This is a genomic window from Streptomyces sp. NPDC001606, assembly GCF_053596835.1.
Genome location: NZ_JBSFHC010000004.1, coordinates 326,070 through 347,092, shown reverse-complemented (window position 1 = coordinate 347,092; position 21,023 = coordinate 326,070). Strand labels below are relative to the sequence as shown.

The 21,023-nt window shown below is 72.0% G+C and carries 21 protein-coding genes; 6 read left to right on the top strand and 15 right to left on the bottom strand.

What is annotated here, in order from left to right; translation table 11 throughout:
* Positions 1-6: 6 nt before the first annotated feature.
* On the bottom strand, positions 7-1,485 hold the full coding sequence (locus tag ACWCV9_RS11300) for an anthranilate synthase component I (protein ID WP_450785677.1): 1,479 nt from the start codon (positions 1,483-1,485) through the stop codon (positions 7-9).
* A gap of 11 nt (positions 1,486-1,496) precedes the next feature.
* A complete protein-coding gene (gene hisI / locus ACWCV9_RS11295; protein ID WP_450785676.1) occupies positions 1,497-1,898 on the bottom strand; it encodes a phosphoribosyl-AMP cyclohydrolase in 402 nt (133 codons plus the stop codon).
* 82 nt (positions 1,899-1,980) lie between these two features.
* On the opposite strand from hisI, the gene ACWCV9_RS11290 reads away from it, so the two are divergent.
* The gene (locus ACWCV9_RS11290; protein ID WP_450785674.1) at positions 1,981-2,616 is read left to right on the top strand and encodes a TIGR03085 family metal-binding protein; all 636 of its coding nucleotides are present in this window, start codon (positions 1,981-1,983) and stop codon (positions 2,614-2,616) included.
* 20 nt (positions 2,617-2,636) lie between these two features.
* On the opposite strand, the gene hisF is transcribed toward ACWCV9_RS11290, so the two are convergent.
* From hisF to hisD, 8 genes are read right to left on the bottom strand one after another with little or no spacing between them, the layout of a single operon-like run.
* A complete protein-coding gene (gene hisF / locus ACWCV9_RS11285) occupies positions 2,637-3,392 on the bottom strand; it encodes an imidazole glycerol phosphate synthase subunit HisF (protein ID WP_385843907.1) in 756 nt (251 codons plus the stop codon).
* Entirely contained in the window at positions 3,389-3,793 is a 405-nt protein-coding gene (locus ACWCV9_RS11280) for a RidA family protein (RefSeq protein WP_385843908.1), read from the bottom strand. The genes hisF and ACWCV9_RS11280 overlap by 4 nt, the downstream gene beginning before the upstream one ends.
* On the bottom strand, positions 3,790-4,515 hold the full coding sequence (gene priA / locus ACWCV9_RS11275) for a bifunctional 1-(5-phosphoribosyl)-5-((5-phosphoribosylamino)methylideneamino)imidazole-4-carboxamide isomerase/phosphoribosylanthranilate isomerase PriA (protein WP_450785672.1): 726 nt from the start codon (positions 4,513-4,515) through the stop codon (positions 3,790-3,792). The genes ACWCV9_RS11280 and priA overlap by 4 nt, the downstream gene beginning before the upstream one ends.
* Positions 4,516-4,518: 3 nt before the next feature.
* Positions 4,519-5,166, bottom strand: a complete 648-nt coding sequence (hisH, locus tag ACWCV9_RS11270; protein WP_450785670.1) for an imidazole glycerol phosphate synthase subunit HisH — start codon at positions 5,164-5,166, stop codon at positions 4,519-4,521.
* The gene (locus ACWCV9_RS11265; RefSeq protein ID WP_385843911.1) at positions 5,163-5,327 is read right to left on the bottom strand and encodes a hypothetical protein; all 165 of its coding nucleotides are present in this window, start codon (positions 5,325-5,327) and stop codon (positions 5,163-5,165) included. The genes hisH and ACWCV9_RS11265 overlap by 4 nt, the downstream gene beginning before the upstream one ends.
* Positions 5,324-5,917, bottom strand: a complete 594-nt coding sequence (gene hisB, locus ACWCV9_RS11260) for an imidazoleglycerol-phosphate dehydratase HisB (RefSeq protein WP_247470096.1) — start codon at positions 5,915-5,917, stop codon at positions 5,324-5,326. Before hisB ends, ACWCV9_RS11265 begins: the two co-directional genes overlap by 4 nt.
* A complete protein-coding gene (locus tag ACWCV9_RS11255) occupies positions 5,914-7,026 on the bottom strand; it encodes a histidinol-phosphate transaminase (protein ID WP_450785668.1) in 1,113 nt (370 codons plus the stop codon). The genes hisB and ACWCV9_RS11255 overlap by 4 nt, the downstream gene beginning before the upstream one ends.
* Positions 7,023-8,348 carry a histidinol dehydrogenase gene (gene hisD / locus ACWCV9_RS11250; RefSeq protein ID WP_450785667.1) on the bottom strand — a complete coding sequence of 442 codons (1,326 nt, stop codon included), beginning with the start codon at positions 8,346-8,348 and terminating at the stop codon, positions 7,023-7,025. The genes ACWCV9_RS11255 and hisD overlap by 4 nt, the downstream gene beginning before the upstream one ends.
* A gap of 205 nt (positions 8,349-8,553) precedes the next feature.
* Here hisD and ACWCV9_RS11245 point away from each other — a divergent pair, with 205 nt between their 5' ends.
* The 4 genes from ACWCV9_RS11245 (at position 8,554) to ybaK (ending at position 12,629) form a co-directional block, all read left to right on the top strand.
* A complete protein-coding gene (locus ACWCV9_RS11245; protein ID WP_450785665.1) occupies positions 8,554-10,143 on the top strand; it encodes an oxidoreductase in 1,590 nt (529 codons plus the stop codon).
* A gap of 138 nt (positions 10,144-10,281) precedes the next feature.
* Positions 10,282-11,370 carry a hypothetical protein gene (locus ACWCV9_RS11240; RefSeq protein ID WP_450785663.1) on the top strand — a complete coding sequence of 363 codons (1,089 nt, stop codon included), beginning with the start codon at positions 10,282-10,284 and terminating at the stop codon, positions 11,368-11,370.
* Entirely contained in the window at positions 11,367-12,107 is a 741-nt protein-coding gene (locus ACWCV9_RS11235) for an LON peptidase substrate-binding domain-containing protein (RefSeq protein WP_450785661.1), read from the top strand. Before ACWCV9_RS11240 ends, ACWCV9_RS11235 begins: the two co-directional genes overlap by 4 nt.
* 18 nt (positions 12,108-12,125) lie before the next feature.
* Positions 12,126-12,629 carry a Cys-tRNA(Pro) deacylase gene (gene ybaK / locus ACWCV9_RS11230; RefSeq protein WP_450785660.1) on the top strand — a complete coding sequence of 168 codons (504 nt, stop codon included), beginning with the start codon at positions 12,126-12,128 and terminating at the stop codon, positions 12,627-12,629.
* Positions 12,630-12,946: 317 nt separating this feature from the next.
* On the opposite strand, the gene ACWCV9_RS11225 is transcribed toward ybaK, so the two are convergent.
* The 4 genes from ACWCV9_RS11225 to ACWCV9_RS11210 all read right to left on the bottom strand — a co-directional run bounded on the left by ACWCV9_RS11225 (position 12,947) and on the right by ACWCV9_RS11210 (position 16,896).
* Positions 12,947-13,606 (bottom strand): AAA family ATPase, encoded by a 660-nt coding sequence (locus tag ACWCV9_RS11225; RefSeq protein ID WP_450785658.1) that lies wholly within the window; start codon positions 13,604-13,606, stop codon positions 12,947-12,949.
* 34 nt (positions 13,607-13,640) lie between these two features.
* Positions 13,641-14,468 carry an ABC transporter permease gene (locus ACWCV9_RS11220; RefSeq protein WP_450785656.1) on the bottom strand — a complete coding sequence of 276 codons (828 nt, stop codon included), beginning with the start codon at positions 14,466-14,468 and terminating at the stop codon, positions 13,641-13,643.
* A 64-nt stretch (positions 14,469-14,532) separates the two neighbouring features.
* Positions 14,533-15,546, bottom strand: coding sequence for an ABC transporter ATP-binding protein (locus tag ACWCV9_RS11215; RefSeq protein WP_450785654.1), 1,014 nt, complete (start codon positions 15,544-15,546; stop codon positions 14,533-14,535).
* A gap of 120 nt (positions 15,547-15,666) precedes the next feature.
* Complete coding sequence (locus tag ACWCV9_RS11210; RefSeq protein ID WP_450785652.1) at positions 15,667-16,896, bottom strand: NYN domain-containing protein; 1,230 nt, start codon at positions 16,894-16,896, stop codon at positions 15,667-15,669.
* A 226-nt stretch (positions 16,897-17,122) separates the two neighbouring features.
* Between ACWCV9_RS11210 and ACWCV9_RS11205 the strand changes: the two genes are divergently transcribed.
* Positions 17,123-17,299, top strand: coding sequence for a hypothetical protein (locus tag ACWCV9_RS11205; RefSeq protein ID WP_450785650.1), 177 nt, complete (start codon positions 17,123-17,125; stop codon positions 17,297-17,299).
* Between the two features lie 79 nt (positions 17,300-17,378).
* Here the strand turns inward: ACWCV9_RS11205 and dnaE are convergent, their stop codons facing one another.
* Complete coding sequence (gene dnaE / locus ACWCV9_RS11200) at positions 17,379-20,918, bottom strand: DNA polymerase III subunit alpha (RefSeq protein WP_450785648.1); 3,540 nt, start codon at positions 20,916-20,918, stop codon at positions 17,379-17,381.
* Between the last annotated feature and the right edge of the window lie 105 nt (positions 20,919-21,023).

Here is a 21,023-nt window from a genome sequence, read left to right as displayed (position 1 = left end):
ACCCTCCTATGAGGTAAGCCGGTTGGCCGTGTGCACCGCGCGGAGGACCGCCGCCGCCTTGTTGCGGCACTCCTGGTCCTCCGCCACCGGGTCGGAGTCGGCGACCACGCCGGCTCCGGCCTGTACGTATGCCGTGCCGTCCCGCAGCAGGGCGGTACGGATGGCGATGGCCGTGTCGGAGTCGCCGGCGAAGTCCAGATAGCCGACGCAGCCGCCGTACAGCCCGCGCCGGGACGGCTCCAGCTCGTCGATGATCTGCATCGCGCGCGGCTTGGGGGCGCCGGAGAGGGTGCCCGCCGGGAAGCACGCCGTGAGCACGTCGAAGGCCGTACGGCCGCCGGCCACCCGACCGGTGACGGTCGAGACGATGTGCATCACGTGCGAGTAGCGCTCGACGGACATGAAGTCGACCACCTCGACCGAGCCGGGCTCGCAGACCCGCCCGAGGTCGTTGCGCCCGAGGTCCACCAGCATCAGGTGTTCGGCGCGCTCCTTGGGGTCGGCGAGCAGCTCCTCGGCCAGCGCCTGGTCCTCCTGCGGGGTGGCCCCGCGGTGCCGGGTGCCGGCGATCGGATGGACCATGGCCCGCCCGTCCTCGACCTTCACCAGGGCCTCCGGGGACGAGCCGACGACATCGAAGCCGTCGAACCGGAAGAGGTACATGTACGGCGAGGGGTTCGTGGCCCGCAGCACCCGGTAGACGTCCAGGGCGCTCGCCGTGCACGGCGTCTCGAACCGCTGCGAGGGCACCACCTGGAAGGCCTCGCCCGCGCGGATGCGCTCCTTGATGTCCTCCACGGCCCGCTGGAAGTCGGGGCCGCCCCACTGGGCGGTGTACTCGGGCAGCTCGGAGGGCGGCAGCACGGCGGGCGGCTGCGCCACCGCGCGCGAGAGGTCGGCCTCCATCGCGTCGAGACGGGCCACGGCGTCCGCGTAGGCCTCGTCCACGCCGGTGTCGAGGTCGTTGTGGTTGATCGCGTTGGCGATCAGCAGGACCGAGCCCTCCCAGTGGTCCATCACGGCGAGATCGCTGGTCAGGAGCATGGTCAGCTCGGGCAGCCGCAGGTCGTCGCGCTCGCCGGGGCCGATCTTCTCCAGGCGGCGCACGATGTCGTACCCGAGATAGCCGACCATGCCGCCGGTGAACGGCGGCAGACCCTCCTGGTGCGGGGTGTGCAGCGTCTGGAGGGTGGCCCGCAGCACGGCGAGCGGGTCGCCGTCGGCCGGGACGCCCACGGGCGGGGTGCCGATCCAGTGGGCCGCGCCGTCCCGCGCGGTGAGGGTGGCCGCGCTGCGGACGCCCACGAAGGAGTACCGGGACCAGGAACGGCCGTTCTCCGCGGATTCCAGCAGGAAGGTGCCGGGGCGCTCGGCCGCCAGCTTGCGGTAGAGCGCCACCGGCGTGTCGCCGTCGGCGAGGAGCTTGCGCGTGACCGGGATGACGCGCCGGTCGGCGGCCAGCTTGCGGAAGGTCTCTAGGTCCATGGCCGCAGACCTTACTGATCAACGGCCGGTACGGCGGAACCGGCGTCCTTCAGGAGCACGTCCGCGTCGAAGCAGGTGCGCGCGCCGGTGTGGCAGGCGGCGCCCTCCTGGTCGACCCGGACCAGCACGGTGTCGGCGTCGCAGTCCAGCGCGACGGACTTCACCCACTGGACGTGGCCGGAGGTGTCGCCCTTGACCCAGTACTCCTGGCGGCTGCGCGACCAGTAGGTGCAGCGGCCCGTGGTCAGGGTGCGGTGCAGCGCCTCGTCGTCCATCCAGCCGAGCATGAGCACCTCACCGGTGTCGTACTGCTGGGCGATGGCGGGCAGGAGGCCGTCGGCGCTGCGCTTGAGGCGCGCGGCGATCTCCGGATCGAGGCTGCTGGGCCGGGGGGTGCCGGTCGTACGGGTCATGAGTGCCATTGTGCCGCGCGGGACCGACAGCCCCGGGCGAGTGTCCACAGCGCGGACCGGGCGGGGGTCGTAGGCTGACACCATGTCGACCTTCGCCAAGCGTGAACGGCTCCTGCTCGCCGACCTCTTGGAAACCGTCGGTCCCGAGGCGCCCACCCTCTGCGAGGGCTGGCTCACCCGGGACCTGGCCGCGCATGTGGTGGTGCGCGAACGCCGGCCGGACGCGGCCGGCGGCACCGTGATCAAGCCGCTCGCGTCGCGCCTGGACAAGGTGATGGCCGAGTACACGGCCAAGCCGTACGAGGAGCTGATCCAGCTGATCCGTACCGGGCCGCCGCGCTTCTCGCCCTTCGCGCTCAAACAGCTCGACGAGGCGGCCAACGTCGTCGAGTTCTACGTCCACACCGAGGACGTCCGGCGCGCCCAGCCGGACTGGAGCCCGCGCGAGCTGGACCCGGTCTTCCAGGACGCCCTGTGGTCCCGGCTGGAGCGCACCGCCCGGCTGATGGGCCGGGGGGTGCCGACCGGCCTGGTGCTGCGCCGTCCGGACGGGCAGACGGCGGTCGCGCACCGGGGCACACCGGTGGTGACCGTCACGGGTGAGCCCGCCGAGCTGCTGATGTTCGCCTTCGGCCGGCAGAGCGCGGCCACGGTGGAACTGGACGGCGACGCGGCCGCGATCGCCCAGCTGCACGAGTCCAAGCAGCTGGGCATCTGAGCGGCACCCCCGGGAGGGCGCTACCGGACGGGGTGTCCGGCCTCCCGGAGGGTCTGCTTGACCTCGCCGATGCGCAGGTCGCCGAAGTGGAACACCGATGCGGCCAGCACCGCGTCCGCGCCCGCCGCCACGGCCGGCGGGAAGTCCGCCAGCCTGCCCGCGCCGCCCGAGGCGATCACCGGGACGGTGACGTGCTTGCGGACGGCGGCGATCATCTCCAGGTCGTAGCCGTCCTTGGTGCCGTCGGCGTCCATCGAGTTCAGCAGGATCTCGCCGGCGCCCAGCTCGGCCGCCCGGTGCGCCCACTCGACGGCGTCGATGCCGGTGCCGCGGCGGCCGCCGTGCGTGGTCACCTCGAAGGAGCCCGACCCGGTGCGGCGGGCGTCGACCGAGAGGACCAGCACCTGGCGGCCGAACCGCTCGGCGATCTCGCGGATCAGCTCGGGGCGGGCGATCGCGGCGGTGTTCACGCCCACCTTGTCGGCGCCGGCCCGCAGCAGCTTGTCCACGTCCTCGGCGGTGCGGACGCCGCCGCCGACCGTCAGCGGGATGAACACCTGCTCGGCGGTGCGGCGCACCACGTCGTACGTCGTCTCCCGGTTGCCCGAGGACGCGGTGATGTCCAGGAAGGTCAGCTCGTCGGCGCCCTCGGCGTCGTACACCTTGGCCATCTCGACGGGGTCGCCCGCGTCGCGCAGGTTCTGGAAGTTGACGCCCTTCACCACCCGGCCGTTGTCCACGTCCAGGCAGGGGATGACTCGGACCGCCAGGGTCATGAATCCACGGCTCCTCTGTATGCCTCTAGTTCCACTTCGACCAGGATGCGCGGATCGACGAAGCCCTCCACGACCAGCAGGGTCGCGGCCGGGCGGACGCCGTCGAACAGCTCCTTGTGCGCGCGGCCGACGGCGTCCACGTCCCGCGCATGGGTCAGGTACATCCTGGTCCGCAGCACCGAGCCGGGTCCCAGCCCGAACTCGGCGATCGCCTCCAGCGCGCTGGTGAACGCCACCTTGGCCTGCTCGTACGGATCGCCCTCGCCGTAGAGCACCCGGCCCCGGAAGGCCGAGGTGCCGGCCACCAGCACGCGGTCCCCCGCCGCGACGGCCCGTGCGCAACCGAAACTCTCTTCCCAGGGACTTCCGCTCTGCACGCGCCGCACGGCTTCGGATGTCATGACGACACTGCCTCCAGTGCTTCTTCCAGGGTGAACGCCTTCGCGTACAGGGCCTTGCCGACGATGGCGCCCTCGACACCGAGGGGTACCAGCTCGGCGATGGCGCGCAGGTCGTCCAGGGACGACACGCCGCCGGAGGCCACGACCGGGCGGTCCGTCGCGGCGCACACGTTCTTCAGCAGCTCCAGGTTGGGGCCCTGGAGGGTGCCGTCCTTGGCGATGTCGGTGACCACGTAGCGGGCGCAGCCCTCCCGGTTGAGGCGGTCCAGCGTCTCGTAGAGGTCGCCGCCGTCGCGGGTCCAGCCACGGCCGCGCAGGGTGGTGCCGCGCACGTCGAGGCCGACGGCGATCTTGTCGCCGTGCTCGGCGATGACCTTGGCGACCCACTCGGGGCTCTCCAGGGCCGCCGTGCCGAGGTTCACGCGCGTGCAGCCGGTGGCCAGGGCGGCGGCCAGGGAGGCGTCGTCGCGGATGCCGCCGGACAGCTCCACCTTGATGTCCATCGCCTTGGTGACCTCGCCGATCAGCTCCCGGTTGTCGCCGGTGCCGAACGCGGCGTCCAGGTCGACCAGGTGCAGCCACTCGGCGCCGGAGCGCTGCCAGGCGAGGGCGGCCTCCAGCGGCGAGCCGTAGGAGGTCTCGGTCCCCGACTCGCCGTGCACGAGGCGCACGGCCTGGCCGTCGCGGACGTCGACGGCGGGGAGGAGTTCGAGCTTGGCCATGGTCTACAGGCTTCCGATCCAGTTGGTGAGGAGCTGGGCGCCGGCGTCGCCGGACTTCTCGGGGTGGAACTGGGTGGCCCACAGGGCGCCGTTCTCCACGGCGGCCACGAACGGCTTGCCGTGCGTCGCCCAGGTCACCCTGGGCGCCTCGATGACCGGGTTGTGGGTCTCCAGCTGCCAGTCGTGCACGGCGTAGGAGTGCACGAAGTAGAAGCGGGCGTCGGCGTCCAGGCCGGCGAAGAGCCGCGAGTCGGCCGGGGCGTCGACGGTGTTCCAGCCCATGTGCGGTACGACGTCGGCCTGGAGCGGCTCGACCGTGCCGGGCCACTCGTCCAGGCCCTCGGCCTCCACACCGTGCTCGATGCCGCGCGCGAAGAGGATCTGCATGCCGACGCAGATGCCCATCACGGGGCGGCCGCCGGACAGCCGGCGGTCCACGACCCAGTCCCCGCGCGCGGCCCGCAGCCCCTCCATGCAGGCGGCGAACGCGCCCACGCCCGGCACCAGCAGGCCGTCGGCGTTCATCGCCTTGTCGAAGTCGCGGGTTATCTCGACCTCGGCACCCACGCGCGCGAGGGCGCGCTCCGCGGAGCGGACGTTGCCGAAGCCGTAGTCGAAGACGACGACCTTTTTGACGTTCTTGGCGCTCAATTCCACACCCCCAGCCGCATGACGCCCGCGACCAGGCACATGCCCGCGCCGATGGAGAGCAGCACGATCAGGCTGGTGGGCATCTTCTGCTTGACGAAGGAGATGATGCCGCCGACCAGGAACAGGCCGACGACGATCAGGATGGTGGACAGGCTGTTCACAGGGCGCCCTTCGTGGAGGGGAGGATGCCGGCCGCGCGGGGGTCGCGTTCGGAGGCGTAGCGCAGCGCCCGGGCCAGCGCCTTGAACTGGCACTCCACGATGTGGTGCGCGTTGCGGCCGTACGGCACGTGCACGTGCAGCGCGATCTGTGCCTGGGCGACGAAGGACTCCAGGATGTGCCGGGTCATCGTCGTGTCGTACTCGCCGATCATCGGCGCCATGTTCTCGGGCTCGGTGTGCACGAGGTAGGGGCGGCCGGAGAGGTCGACCGTCACCTGGGCGAGGGACTCGTCCAGCGGGACCGTGCAGTTGCCGAAGCGGTAGATGCCCACCTTGTCGCCGAGCGCCTGCTTGAAGGCGGCGCCGAGCGCGAGGGCGGTGTCCTCGATGGTGTGGTGGGAGTCGATGTGCAGGTCGCCGTCGGTCTTCACGGTGAGGTCGAACAGTCCGTGCCGGCCGAGCTGGTCGAGCATGTGGTCGTAGAAGCCGACGCCGGTGGCGATGTCGGTCCGTCCGGTGCCGTCCAGATCGATCTCGACCAGGACGGAGGTCTCCTTGGTGGTGCGCTCTATGCGTCCTACGCGGTTCATGCCTCAAGCTCCTTCTTCAGATCGCGGACCGCGTCGAGGAACGCGTCGTTCTCCTGTGGGGTGCCGGCGGTGACCCGCAGCCATCCCGGTACGCCGTTGTCCCGGACCAGGACGCCCCGGTCGAGGATCTTCTGCCAGGCGGTGTGCGCGTCCGCGAACCGCCCGAACTGCACGAAGTTGGCGTCGGACTCCGTCACCTCGTAGCCGATGGCCCGCAGCTCGGCGACCAGCCGGTCCCGCTCGGTCTTCAGCTGCTCGACGTAGCTCAGCAGCGTGTCGGTGTGCTCCAGGGCGGCCAGGGCGGTCGCCTGGGTGACCGCCGACAGGTGGTACGGCAGCCGTACCAGCTGGACGGCGTCCACGACCGCCGGGTCCGCGGCGAGATAGCCGAGGCGCAGCCCGGCCGCGCCGAACGCCTTGGACATGGTCCGGGAGACGACCAGGTGCGGGCGGCCCGCGAGCAGCGGCAGCAGCGAGTCGCCGTGGCTGAACTCGACGTACGCCTCGTCCACGACCACCATCGACGGCTTGGCCGCCTGCGCCGCCTCGTAGAGCGCGATGACCGTCTCGGGCGGGACCGCGTTGCCGGTGGGGTTGTTGGGGGTGGTGATGAAGACGACGTCCGGCCGGTGCTCGGCGATGGCCCGCTCGGCGGCGGCGAGGTCGATGGTGAAGTCCTCGGTGCGCGGGCCGGAGATCCAGCCGGTGCCGGTGCCGCGCGCGATGAGGGCGTGCATCGAGTACGACGGCTCGAAGCCCATGGCCGTACGGCCCGGTCCGCCGAAGGTCTGCAACAGCTGCTGGATGACCTCGTTGGAGCCGTTGGCGGCCCAGACGTTCTCCAGGCCGAGCGGGTAGCCGCCGGTCCGCGTCAGGTACCCGGCCAGCTCGGTGCGCAGCTCGACCGCGTCCCGGTCGGGGTAGCGGTTGAGGTCGCGGGCGGCCTCGCGCACCCGCTCCGCGATCCGCTCGACCAGCGGCTCGGGCAGCGGGTAGGGGTTCTCGTTGGTGTTCAGCCGTACGGGGACGTCCAGCTGGGGCGCTCCGTAGGGGGACTTGCCGCGCAGCTCGTCCCGTACGGGCAGATCGTCGATCCTTACGTCGCTCACTTGCTCTCGGGTACCTTCCAGCCGAACCTCGCCTTGATCGCCGCGCCGTGCGCCGGGAGGTCCTCCGCCTCCGCCAGCGTCACCACGTGATGCGCGACCTCGGCCAGCGCTTCCTGCGTGTAGTCGACGATGTGGATGCCGCGCAGGAACGACTGCACGGACAGGCCCGAGGAGTGGCAGGCGCAGCCGCCGGTGGGCAGCACGTGGTTGGACCCGGCCGCGTAGTCGCCGAGCGAGACGGGGGCCCAGGGGCCGATGAAGATCGCGCCCGCGTTGCGCACCCGGTCGGCCACGGCGGCGGCGTCGGCGGTCTGGATCTCCAGGTGCTCGGCGCCGTACGCGTCGACCACCTTCAGGCCCTCCTCGATGCCGTCGACCAGCACGATCGCGGACTGCTTGCCCGCCAGGGCGGGCGCGATCCGGTCCTCGACGTGCTTGGCGGCGGCGACCTGCGGCTCCAGTTCCTTCGCCACCGCGTCCGCCAGCTCGGCGGAGTCGGTGACCAGGACGGCGGCCGCGAGCGGGTCGTGCTCGGCCTGGCTGATCAGGTCGGCGGCCACGTGCACCGGGTCGGCGGTGGAGTCGGCGAGGATCGCGATCTCCGTCGGCCCGGCCTCGGTGTCGATGCCGATCTTGCCGGTGAAGTAGCGCTTGGCGGCGGCGACCCAGATGTTGCCGGGGCCGGTGACCATGCCGGCGGGGGCGCAGGACTCGGTGCCGTGCGCGAACATCGCGACGGCGGTGGCGCCGCCGGCCGCGTACACCTCGTCCACGCCGAGCAGCGCGCACGCGGCGAGGATCGTCGGGTGCGGCAGCCCGCCGAACTCGGCCTGCGGCGGGGAGGCGAGCGCGATGGACTCGACCCCGGCCTCCTGGGCCGGTACGGCGTTCATGATCACGGAGGACGGGTAGACGGAGCGGCCGCCGGGCGCGTACAGACCGACGCGCTCGACCGGCACCCACTTCTCCGTCACCGAGCCGCCGGGCACCACCTGGGTGGTGTGCGCGGAGCGGCGCTGCGCGCGGTGGACCAGGCGGGCGCGGCGGATGGACTCCTCCAGCGCGGCGCGCACGGCCGGGTCCAGGGCGGCCAGCGCGTCGGTGAGCGCCTGGGCCGGGACACGGATGGATTCCAGCCGTACTCCGTCGAACTTCTCGGCGAAGTCGATCAGCGCCGCGTCCCCGCGATGATGCACGGCCTCGCAGATCGGACGCACCTTCTCGAGGGCGGCCGCAACGTCGAAGTCGGCTCGGGGCAGCAGGTCGCGCAGGGCGGGGCCCTCGGGAAGGGCGTCGCCGCGCAGATCGATTCGGGAAATCACAGTCCCAATTCTCTCAGACCGGTGTCCCGGCCCGTTGGCGCGTATCAATGGCTGATACAGAGCGTGGGACAAGGGGCGGTACAGACGCTGGCCGGATCCCGGAAGATCCCCTTCACTTTTTGTGTAACGGCCGTTACTCAGCGGGCATCAACCGGCTGCGCCGACTGCGTGAACATCGGTACGAGAGTCATGCGAGAGGAGAGCGGTGACCGAGGGGACCGGCTTCCACACCGGGAACCTGCCGGGCGATCTGCCGGACGACCTGACCGCGGCCGAGGCCGGCCTCTGGCAGGCCTTCCGCAACGGCAGCCTGTACGACCTGAGCAGCGGGGACGCCGTGGTGGACGATCCGCACGGCGGGCATCCGTGGGGGCCCGAGCGGTCCGTACGGGCGCGGGTCGTCGCCTGGCTGCTGCTGGACGGCCCGCCGGCGCTCGCCGGCCGGGTGTCCGCCCTGAAGCTCAGCGGGGTGCGGATCACCGGCACACTGGATCTCGCCGGCGGCCACATCACGCCGTACGTCGAGCTGCGCGGCTGCCGGTTCGACGAGGAGGTCCGGCTGCCGGAGGCGCGGTTCACCACCGTCCGCATGGTGGACTGCTCGGTGCCACGACTGGAGGCGGCCCGGGTGCACACCGAGGGCGATCTGCATCTGCCGCGGTGCCGGTTCCAGAACGGGGTCCGGCTGACCGACGCCCACATCGGCACCGATCTGCTGCTCAACCAGGCGGTGGTGTACCGCGACCGCAGCGGCCGGTCGATCGCCGGGGACGGCATGACGGTGGGCCAGGACCTCCAGGCGGAGATGCTGGAGTCGCACGGCGAGCTGAGCCTGCGCGGCGCCAAGGTCGGCGTCTCGCTCAGCCTGCGCGGCGCGCACCTCGCCAACCCCTACTCCCGGCTGGCCCTGAACGCCCCCCAGCTGACCGTGGAGCGCACCCTGTACCTGACCCCGGCGGGCATCGGCAGCCCGCTGCTGAGCGGCACCACGCCCGCGCGCGGGACCCGCGTCCAGCGCTTCGAGTGCCAGGGCGGACTACGCCTGGACGACGGGCGGTTCGGCGACGCCGTGGACCTGGAGCGGGCGCGGTTCTCCTTCACCGACGACCAGGAGCTGTCGCTGCGCCGGGTGCAGACGCCCGAGCTGCGGTTCCTCGGCGACAAGCCGCAGCGCGGCAAGGTGGTGCTGTCCGGCGCCCGGATCGTCAACCTGGTGGACCGGGCGAGCGCCTGGCCGGACGCCGGGCGGCTGCACATGGGCGGGTTCGCCTACGAGAACCTGGTCCCGCAGGGCCCCTTCCCGCTGACCCGGCGGCTGGACTGGGTCGCGGCGGCCACCGCCGAGTACGCCCCGGAGCCGTACGAGCGGCTGGCCGCGGTGCTGCGGGCGGCCGGGGAGGACGAGGACGCCCGCGAGGTGCTGCTCGCCAAGCAGCGCCGGCGCCGGGAGACCCTGCCGCTGGCGGCCAAGTTCTGGGGGTACGTCCAGGACTGGGCGGTGGCCTACGGCTACCGGCCGGGCCGGGCCGCGGTGTGGATGGCGGTGCTGTGGGCGGCGGGCACGCTGGCGTTCGGGCACGCCGACCATCCGCCGGTGAACCACGACGGCCACCCGGACTGGAGCCCCGCCCTGTTCACGCTGGACCTGCTTTTGCCGGTGATCGACCTGGGCCAGGTCGGGCAGTGGCAGCTGCGCGGCGGCTGGCAGTGGCTGGCGACCGCGATGATCCTGCTCGGCTGGATCCTGGCGACGACGGTGGCGGCGGGCGCGACCCGGCTGCTGCGCCGGAACTGACCGGTTTGCACCGCCCGGCGGCACATAGGATGAACAGTCACCTTTTACCGCCCCTTTACCGCGGCCCCTACAACTTTCCGCGACTTGCCCGGACCCTCTGGCGCAGCGCCGACCTGCGGACTTTCAATAGTCGGCACCATGGCACTGCTCCCGTCGTTCATCCGCCCCACTCGGATGGCCAAACGCCCCGCAGGTCCCACCGGCCGGCCGCCGGCCGAGGACCGGTCCGGGTCCGGCGCGCCCGACGTCGTACTCGACGCACCCGACGACCGCCTCTCACCCGCCCTGGTCGCGGCCGGCCAGGGCGAGTACGCCGCCGCGGCCCGGCTGCTGGCCGCGACCCGCGCCGCCGCCGACTGGGAGCACCACGACCGCTACGTCCGCCGCCTGGCCGGCTTCGCCGGCTCGCGCCCGGAGTGGTTCCAGGACTGGCGCGCCGCCGCCCCGGACGACCCCGGCGGGCTGCTGGTCGCGGCCCAGCTCGCGGTGGACCGGGTCTGGTCCTCGCCGGCCCGGGCCGAGCTGCTGCGCGAGGTGAGCCCGCTGATCACCGACGCCGCCCGCGCCGACGAGCGGGACCCGGTGCCCTGGCGGATCGCGCTGGACCACGCGCGTGGCTCGCGGGCCGGGCACCGGTACTTCGAAGAGCTGTGGGAGGCGGCCGTACGCCGTGCCCCGCACCATTACGGCTGCCATGTGGCCGCCCTGCGCTACCTGGCCGCCTTCCCGCACGGTGCGCACGGGGCCTGCCTGGACTTCGCCGAGCGCGCCGCCCAGGACGCGCCCGCCGACTCGCTCGTCCAGGCGCTGCCGGCCCGGGCGGCGTTCGGCTGCCTGACCGACGGCCACGCGGGCGGCCGCGACCCGGGGGTGCCGTCCGCCCGGCTGCACGCGGCGGCCGACCGGGCGATCGAGCTGTCCGGGCGGTTCGCGGCGGCCGATCCCTGGCTGGCCGAGATCCGCAACAAGCTGCTCTACGTCCTGTTGCGCCTGGACCGCCCGCTGGAGGCCCGCAGCCAGCTGTGCCTGATCGGCCCGTACGCCACGTCCTTCCCCTGGGGCCGGTTCTCCGACGACCCGCTCGGCCACTTCCTGCGGCTGCGCGAACATCTGCTGACGGCGCCCTCCGTGCCCGCTCCGCCCGGGCTCGTCCCGGTGTGCTCCGGTCCGCTCGGGGAGCGCGGCGGACACGCCGGTGCCGGTGCCGACTACGCTGGGGCGCCGTGACCACCGCCCGCCTCCCGCTCTTTCCGCTGAACTCGGTGCTGTTCCCCGGGCTCGTGCTGCCGCTCAACATCTTCGAGGAGCGTTATCGCGCCATGATGCGCGAGCTGCTGAAGACCCCCGAGGACGAGCCGCGCCGGTTCGCCGTCGTGGCCATCCGCGACGGCCACGAGGTGGCACCCAGCGCGCCCGGCATGCCGGACCCCACGGCCCAGCCCGAGCTGGGCCCGACGGCCGGTTTCGGGCCCGACCCCCTCAAGGCCTTCCACGGGGTGGGGTGTGTGGCGGACGCGGCGACCATCCGGGAACGCACTGGCGGCACCTTCGAGGTGCTGGCGACCGGCACCACCCGGGTGCGGCTGCGGTCCGTGGACGCGTCGGGCCCGTTCCTGACCGCGGAGGTGGAGGAGCTGCCGGAGGAGCCGGGCGACGAGGCGGGCGCGCTGGCCGAGGGGGTGCTGCGGGCCTTCCGCCAGTACCAGAAGCGGCTGGCGGGCGCCCGGGAGCGGTCGCTGTCCACCAGTGCGGAGCTGCCCGACGACCCGAGCGTGGTGTCGTATCTGGTGGCCGCGGCGATGGTGCACGACATCCCGACCAAGCAGCGGCTGCTCCAGGCGCCGGACACCGCCTCCCGGCTCCGGGACGAGCTGAAACTCCTGCGCGCCGAGACGTCGATCATCCGTACCCTGCCGTCACTGCCCGCGTTCGAGCTGACGCGGACGCCGACCAGTCTGAACTGAGGGAACGCGCGCGCACCGATGGCGAAGAAGTCGAAGAAGCAGCAGCAGTCCGGCGGCACGCCCGCGACCGTGGCACTGACCGCGGCCGGCGTGGACTTCACGGTCCACTCCTACGACCACGACCCGTCCCACCCCTCCTACGGCGAGGAGGCCGCCGAGGCCATGGGCGTCTCCCCCGACCGGGTCTTCAAGACCCTGGTGGCCGAGGTGGACGGCGCCCTGGTGGTCGGCGTGGTCCCGGTGGCCGGCACGCTCGATCTGAAGGCCCTCGCGGCGGCGGTCGGCGGCAAGCGGGCGGCGATGGCCGACCCCGCCCTCGCCGAACGCACCACGGGCTACGTCCGCGGCGGCATCTCCCCGCTGGGCCAGCGCAAGAAGCTCAGAACGGTCCTGGACGACTCCGCGAAGGCCCACCCGACGATCTGCGTGTCGGCGGGCCGCCGAGGCCTGGAAGTGGAACTGTCCCCGGCCACCCTGGCGACCCTGACGGACGCCGTACTCGCCCCCATCGGCCGCGCCTGACCCAGACACCGTCACATAACCCCGTCCGGGGCCTGGGCCGGGGCCGGTTATGGGCTCGGAGTGGGGCATGGGCCCAGGCCGGCGCATCGAAGGCGGCCGGGGCTGATCCCGGGGCCGGCAGCGGCCCCAGGCTGGCGCATCGGCTCGGGCCGGCACACCGAACGCCGAGCGGGGGGGCGTGGGCCGGCACGTCGGCCCCGAGGGTGGACCCAGCGGCTCAGGACCGGCGCGTCCGCCCGGGCCGGCCGCCCGTCGAACCGTGGCCGGAGCCATGGGCTCCGGATCCCGGCGCATCCGCCCCGGCGCCGGGATCCGGGTTATGCCGGCGGTGTCCCGTAGGGGCTCTGGGGGGTCGGGTAGGGGGCTTCGGGGTCGCGGGGGGTGAACAGGGCGGTCAGGGCGAGGTGTGTCAGCAGTGCGGCGATCGGCCAGGCCAGCAGTGCCCCCTTTGCCGAGAGCTTCAGCGGGGCCGGGAAGGTGACGCCCTTGCCCACGGCCCTGGCGTGGGCCAGTACGTCCTTCTCCGGGCCCAGCCAGACCCCGAGCCGCCACGCCAGCACCGAGGCCAGCAGCCCGCCGAGGGCCAGGGCCACCACGGCCGGCACACCCCCGCGCCGCTTCAGCAGGAACACGACGACCGCGCTGACGAACCCGAAGCCCAGCGCCAGCAGGGTGAACGTTCCGTCCACCCCGATCGCCTGCTCCCCCTCGCCGTCCTTGAGGTAGACCACCCAGCTCTTGTCGACCTCGTCCCCGACCAGCGGTATGTGCGGCGCGAGCCACCACCACAGCAGCCCGAGCAGCACCCCGCCCAGCGCCACCGCCACGGTGATCACGGCGGCGTCTCGCAGTTCGGTCTTCATCCCGGGGCCGTCCTGTTCGTACCCGCCCGTGCCCGGCGCCGTCACGGGCGGCGGCGCCTGCCGGACGTCGGGCGCGGAGTGGTCGTGCGGTGGCGGAGTCAGCGGTGCGGTCACCCTGACATCGTGCCAGGTCGGCCTGTGGGCCGCGTCACCGGACGGCGGCCCTGCGGTAGGCCCGGGTCGCCACGGCCAGCGAGACCACGCCCACGCCCGCGCACACCCCCAGGTCAGCGAGGACGGCGGCCCAGTCCGGATGCGCTCCGAAGGTCCGTGCGTAGGCCTCCACGCCGTACGTCGAGGGCAGCAGATCCCTGGCCAGCCGGATGGGTTCGGGCATCCGGTCGGCGGGCAGCACGCCCAGCAGCAGCGCCGCCGACATGCCCAGCTGACCGAGGAGCGTGGCCAGCTCGGGCCGGGGCGCGAGCAGCCCGCAGGCCGCGCCGAGCCCGGACAGCGCGGCACCCGCGAGCGGGATGACGGCGACCAGGATCCACAGGTTTGACAGCGGCAGCCCGAACAGCACGCAGCCGAAGACGGCGGTCACCAGGGTGCCCGGCACCGTGAAGGAGGCGTACGCCCCCGCCGCGCCCAGCACCACCGCGGCCGGCGGCACCGGCAGCGTGGCGTAGTGGTCGAGCCCGCCGCTGGCCCGCAGCTGCCCGAAGTACTGCGACAGCAGGTTCAGCGCCACATAGGCCACGACGAGCACCGAGGAGCCCGCCACCACGGACCGGGCCTCACCGGTGTTGTCGACGACACCGCGCATCATCACGGCGATGCCGACGGACTGGAAGGTCGCCACGAACAGCAGCGGGATCCGCGCCACGCGCGCGCGGGACAGCTGCGCCCGGTAGACGGCCACCAGGGACGGCCACAGCCGCGCCGGCGGCCCCAGTTCGGCCGCGCCCGCGCCCGGCGCCCTCTCCGGCACGGTCCGGGCACCGCCCGGCAGAACCTCGGCGGGTACGACACTCACGACGAGCTGCTCCTCTTCCCCACGGCACTCCCGCCCACCCGTACGCGTTCCACGGCCCGTGTGCTCATGCCTTCACCAGCCCCTGCCGGGCCGCCCCGCCCAGCGCCAGATAGACGTCCTCCAGGCTGGGCGTGGCGAGCGTGAAGTCGTCCAGGGCGGCGAACGCGGCCCCGCCGGTCACCGTGGCGACGGCGGCCCGGGCCTCCTCGGGCGCAAGGCGCAGCGTCCAGCGCCGCCCGGACTCCACCGCGCGCTCGCGCAGGACGGCGACCTCGGGCACGTCCAGCGGCGCGCGTTCCCGCCACACCAGCTCCACCCGTACCTCGCCGGCGACCTGCGCCTTCAGCCCGGCCGGGGTGTCGCAGGCGATGACCCGGCCCTGGTCGACGACGGCGACCCGGTCGAGGACGGTCTCGGCCTCGATGACGTTGTGGGTGACCAGCAGCACGGTCGTACCGCGCTCGGCGCGCCGCCGGTCGACGGCCGCCCAGACCGCGCGCCGGGCCACCGGGTCCATGCCGGTGGTCGGCTCGTCCAGCACCAGCAGCGGCCGCTCGCCGACGAGGGCGGCGGCGAAGCAGGCGAGCCGGCGCTGGCCGCCGGACAGCTTCTTCAAGGCCCGCCCGGCGATCGGGGTGAGGCCCAGCTCCTCCAGCACGGCGTCCCGCTCGGCGCGGGCCCGCCGTGCGTCCAGACCGCGCAGCCGCCCGGTGGTCTCGGCGGCGAGGGCCACGGTCAGCTCGTCCAGCGCGGAGGACTCCTGCCCGAGGTAGGCGAGGAGCCGCGCGGCCCGCTCGGGGTGCCTCACGATGTCGTGGCCGAGGATCTCGACGCTGCCGGCGTCCGGCCGCAGCAGCCCGGTGAGCTGCCGTACGAGAGTGGACTTGCCGGCGCCGTTCGGCCCGAGCAGCCCGAAGATCTCCCCGCGCCGCACCACCAGGTCGACGCCGTCGGTGGCCCGCACCTCCGGCGTGCCGGGGGCGCCGCGGCGCCCCTTCACGGCCGGATAGGTCTTCCTGAGCCCGCGCACGCGTACGACCTCGTCATGCCGTAGTGCCTGTCCCGCGCGCGTACTCACAAGGGACGAGAGTACGGGGTCGGAGCCCTTTACTCGCCTTTGGGGCCGTATCCGGGGGACGCTCCCGCGGTCGTCCCGGCAGGCGCCGCCCGGTGAGCCCCGCCGCGACGGCGCGCGCCGTCACTCCCCCGCGCTCGCCGGACCGGCCGGCTCGGCCGCCGCCGGGACGTCGACCTCCCGCCAGAAGCCCGCCCGGATGGCGTACCGGTCGTGCTCGTCGATCTGGTCGTCCTTGTGGGCCAGCAGCCCGAAGCGGGCCGCGTACCGCAGCAGCTCCCCGTCGATGCGGTGCGGGATGCGCGGGTACATCTGCGACAGCTTCGCCAGCTGGCTCTGGTCGCCGAGCCGGGAGATCCAGCGGCGGGCGAAGACCTGCCCCACCTCGTAGGGGTCGCCGCCGACGGTGGTGATGTCCTCCTCCCGGTCCGCCCAGCGCTGCTCGGCCGTGGTGAGCTGGGCCAGCGTCGGCATGGAGGCGATCTCGGGCGGCTCCGCGGCGGTGGGCGGCCGGTCCACCCAGCCCTTGTCGGAGGACCAGCGCAGGGTCGCGGTGGCCGGGTGCTGCACGGGCTGGGCGCCGGGCGCGCGCAGCGCGGCGAGGTCCTTGGGGGTCGGTACGCCCTTGGCAGCGGGCACCCGCTCCTGGGCGCCGTTCTCCGCCGTGGCCGCAGCGGAGGGGCGGGCGACCGGCTCGGCGGGCCGCTCCGGTGCCGCACTGAGCGCCGACTCGGGCAGCGGCGCGGACAGGATCGCGGCGATCTCCGGGCGGGGCGCGGGCGGCGGCGCGCAGACACCGGTCAGTTCCTTGGCGCGGACGGCCTGGATGATCCACGCCCGGTCCAGCACGCGCCGCTCGTCGGCCTCGGCGACCAGGTCCTCGGACTGGTTGTAGTCGCCGTCGGCGGCCTGGACGGCCCACAGGTGGACGGCGACGCCGTGCTCCTTGGCGGCCATCATGCCGGGCAGCAGATCGCCGTCGCCGGTGACGAGCACGACATCGGAGCAGGCGCGGTTGCGGGCCAGCTCGGTCAGCTCGGCGTGCATGGCCGCGTCCACACCCTTCTGGGCCCAGCGGCCGTCGCTGCGGGTGAGGGCGCCGAGCCGCACGGTGACCCGGGGCATCACCCGCAGCCGCCGGTGCTCCGGTTGGGGGACCCGGTCGGGGGCGCCGTCGAACCAGTAGATGCGCAGCAGCGGGCGCTCGGTGTCGGACTCCGCGCGTTCGCGCAGGGCCTGGATCAGCGCGGCGTGGTCGACGGTGATCCGGGACCGCGAGGGCTCACCGGCAAGGAGGCTGGCGGCGGCTCCCAGCAGATAGCCGGCATCCACCAGGACGATGCAGCGGTCCACGCGACACACCCTCTTCCCGGGAGGTTTTGCTTCGGACTTCCTTCGAGTCTGCCCGACGGCGCTGGGGTTCACGGCCCGAACTCGATCTTCGGCGTGGCGTTTGCGGGTTCCGGTGCGGCCACGCCCCCTGTGACGCACGGTAATTATCCGACATGCGCTTGATGTCAGCGTATGTGAATCTGGTCCCGGTCCTGGCCCCTAGATCCCCCACAGGAGGCAGATCACCATGGCCAAGAACAAGAACCGCAAGCAGGATCGCCCGCAGAGCCGCGCGTCGCAGACCGAGCACACGCAGGAGCACGCGCAGCGCTCGACGGAGGCGCACGAGTCGGCGGTGTCGCACATCCAGGGCAGCCCCTCGGATGTCGCCCGCAAGAAGCAGCGGAGCTTCGGCCATAACTAAAGGGCAGTTGAAGCCCAGGCACACAGAAGGGGCGCACCCGCACCGGGTGCGCCCCTTCTGCCTGATCTCACCCGGGGTTTCAGCCCGCGAGGCAGGACGGGCCGAGCAGCACCTTCAGATCGCCGAAGAGCGCCGGATCGGGCTTGACCCGGTGCCGGTCCAGGCGCAGCACGGTGGTCTTGCGCGGGCCCTGGAGCTTGATGCGGACCTCGCTGTCGCCCTTGTGGTGGCTGAGGATCTCCCCGAGCCGGCTGACCATGGGCGGGGTGACCTTCACCGCCGGGATGGTGAGGACCACCGGCGCGTTGGTGCCCGCGTTGGACAGGTCGGGGACCATCAGTTCCATGGCGACGAGCCGCGGCACGTCCTCGCGCTTGTCGAGCCGGCCCTTGACGAAGACCACGGCGTCCTCGACCAGTTGGGTCGAGACCAGCTGGTAGGTCGCCGGGAAGAACATGCACTCGATGGAGCCGGCGAGATCCTCGACGGTGGCGATCGCCCAGGCGTTGCCCTGCTTGGTCATCTTGCGCTGGAGGCCCGAGATGATGCCGCCGATGGTGACCACCGCGCCGTCGGCGTGCTCGCCGCCGGTGAGCTGGGCGATGCCGGCGTCGGCCTTGTCGGACAGCACGTGCTCCAGGCCGAAGAGCGGGTGGTCGGAGACGTACAGACCGAGCATCTCCCGCTCCTGGGCGAGCAGATAGGTCTTGTCCCACTCGTCGTCGGTGAACTGCACGTCGAGTCCGAAGCCGGGCTCGTCGCTGCTCTCCTCGCCCATGCCGCCGAAGAGGTCGAACTGGCCCTCGGCCTCCTTGCGCTTGACCGCGACCACGTTGTCGATCATCGGCTCGTACTGCGCCATGAGCCCCTTGCGGGTGTGGCCCATGGTGTCGAAGGCGCCGGCCTTGATCAGCGACTCCGTGGTGCGCTTGTTGCAGACCACCGCCTCGACCTTGTCGAGGTAGTCCGGGAAGGAGGTGTACTTCCCCTTGGCCTTGCGGCACTTGATGATCGACTCGACGACGTTGGTGCCGACGTTGCGGACGGCGGAGAGGCCGAAGAGGATCACGTCGTCGCCCTGGGCGGCGAAGTTCGACTCGGACTCGTTGACGTTCGGCGGGAGCACCCGGATGCCCATGCGGCGGCACTCGTTGAGGTAGACCGCCGACTTGTCCTTGTCGTCCTTGACGGAGGTGAGCAGGGCGGCCATGTACTCGGCGGGGTGGTTCGCCTTGAGGTACGCGGTCCAGTAGGAGACCAGGCCGTACGCGGCGGAGTGCGCCTTGTTGAACGCGTAGCCGGCGAACGGGACCAGCACGTCCCACAGCGCCTGGATGGCCTCGTCGCTGTAGCCGTTCTTGCGTGCGCCGGCCTGGAAGATGACGAAGTTCTTCTCCAGTTCCTCCGGCTTCTTCTTGCCCATCACGCGGCGGAGGATGTCGGCCTCGCCGAGCGAGTAGCCCGCGATGATCTGGGCGGCCTTCTGCACCTGCTCCTGGTAGACGATCAGGCCGTAGGTGACGTCCAGGACCTCCTTGAGCGGCGCCTCCAGCTCCGGGTGGATCGGCGTGATCTCCTGCTGCCCGTTCTTGCGCAGCGCGTAGTTCGTGTGGGAGTTCATGCCCATCGGGCCCGGCCGGTACAGGGCCGACACGGCGGAGATGTCTTCGAAGTTGTCCGGCTTCATCAGCCGCAGCAGCGAGCGCATCGGGCCGCCGTCGAACTGGAAGACGCCGAGGGTGTCGCCGCGCTGGAGCAGCTCGAAGGTCGTGGGGTCGTCGAGCGGGAGGGCCAGGAGGTCGATGTCGATCCCCTTGTTGGCCTTCACCATCTTGACGGCGTCGTCCATGATCGTGAGGTTGCGCAGGCCCAGGAAGTCCATCTTCAGCAGGCCGAGCGACTCACAGCTCGGGTAGTCCCACTGGGTGATGGTCACCCCGTCGGTGTGCCTGACCCAGACCGGGACGTGCTCGGTGATGGTCTCGCTGGACATGATCACGCCGGCGGCGTGCACGCCCATCTGCCGGACCAGGCCCTCCACACCGCGCGCGGTGTCGATGACCTTCTTCACGTCCGGCTCGTTCTCGTACATCGCGCGGACCTCGCCGGCCTCGCTGTAGCGGGGGTGGCTCGGGTCGGTGATGCCGGACAGCGGGATGCCCTTGCCGAGGACGTCGGCGGGCATGGCCTTGGTGATGCGGTCGCCCATCGCGTACGGGTAGCCCAGCACGCGCGCCGAGTCCTTGATCGCGTTCTTGGCCTTGATGGTGCCGTAGGTGCCGATCATGGCGACCTTGTCGGCGCCGTACTTCTCGGTCACGTACCGGATCACCTCGACGCGCCTGCGCTCGTCGAAGTCGATGTCGACATCGGGCATCGAGATGCGCTCGGGGTTGAGGAACCGCTCGAAGATCAGGCCGTGCGGGATCGGGTCGAGGTCGGTGATGCCCAGGGCGTAGGCGACGATCGAGCCGGCTGCGGAGCCTCGGCCGGGGCCGACCGCGATGCCCTGCTTCTTGGCCCACATGATGAAGTCGGCGACCACGAGGAAGTAGCCGGGGAAGCCCATCGAGATGATGGTGTCCATCTCGTACTCGGCCTGCTTCTGGCGGTCCTCGGGGATGCCGTCCGGGTAGCGGCGCTCCATGCCGCGGCGGACCTCCTCCTTGAACCAGGTGACCTCGGTGTAGCCCTCCGGGATGTCGAACTTGGGCATGAGGTCGCGCTTCTCGAACATGCCGGTGGTGTCGACCATCTCGGCGACGAGGAGCGTGTTGGCGCAGCCCTCCTGCCAGGCGTCCGAGGAGTCGATGGCGTACATCTCGTCCGTGGACTTCAGGTAGTAGCCGGTGCCGTCGAACTTGAAGCGGTCCGGGTCGGAGAGGTTCTTGCCGGTCTGGATGCACAGCAGGGCGTCGTGCGCCCCCGCCTCGTGCGCGTAGGTGTAGTGCGAGTCGTTGGTGACCAGCGGGGGGATGCCGAGCTTCTTGCCGATCTCCAGCAGGCCGTCCCGGACCCGGCGCTCGATCTCGATGCCGTGGTCCATCAGCTCCAGGAAGTACTTGTCCTTGCCGAAGATGTCCTGGTACTCGGCGGCGGCCTTGAGGGCCTCGTCGAAGTGGCCGAGGCGCAGCCGGGTCTGCACCTCGCCGGAGGGGCAGCCGGTGGAGGCGACGATGCCCTCGGACCACTGGGCGATGGTCTCCTTGTCCATCCGGGGCCACTTCTGGAGCCAGCCCTCGGCGTAGGCGTCGGAGGAGAGCCGGAAGAGGTTGTGCAGGCCGGTCCTGTTCACCGCCCACATCGTCTTGTGGGTGTAACCACCGGAACCGGAGACGTCGTCGCGCTTCTGGTGCGGCTGGCCCCAGAGGATCTTGCGCTTGTTGCGCCGGGACTCGGGGGCGACATACGCCTCGATCCCGATGATCGGGGTGATCCCGGCCTTCTTCGCGGAGTGAAAGAAGTCATACGCCCCGTGCAGGTTGCCGTGGTCGGACATGGCGATGTGCGTCATGCCCATCTCGTTGCACGCGTTGAACATGTCCTTGAGCCGCGCGGCACCGTCCAGCAGCGAGTACTGGGTGTGGACGTGCAGGTGCGTGAAGGGCGGCTTTGACACGGTTCGGGCCTCCAGGGGGAACGGGTGGACAGCGTCGAAGTCTATGCCTCGGCACTGACACACGCGGCGCTTCCACACGTACCGTCCCACGGGAACCGGGCACTC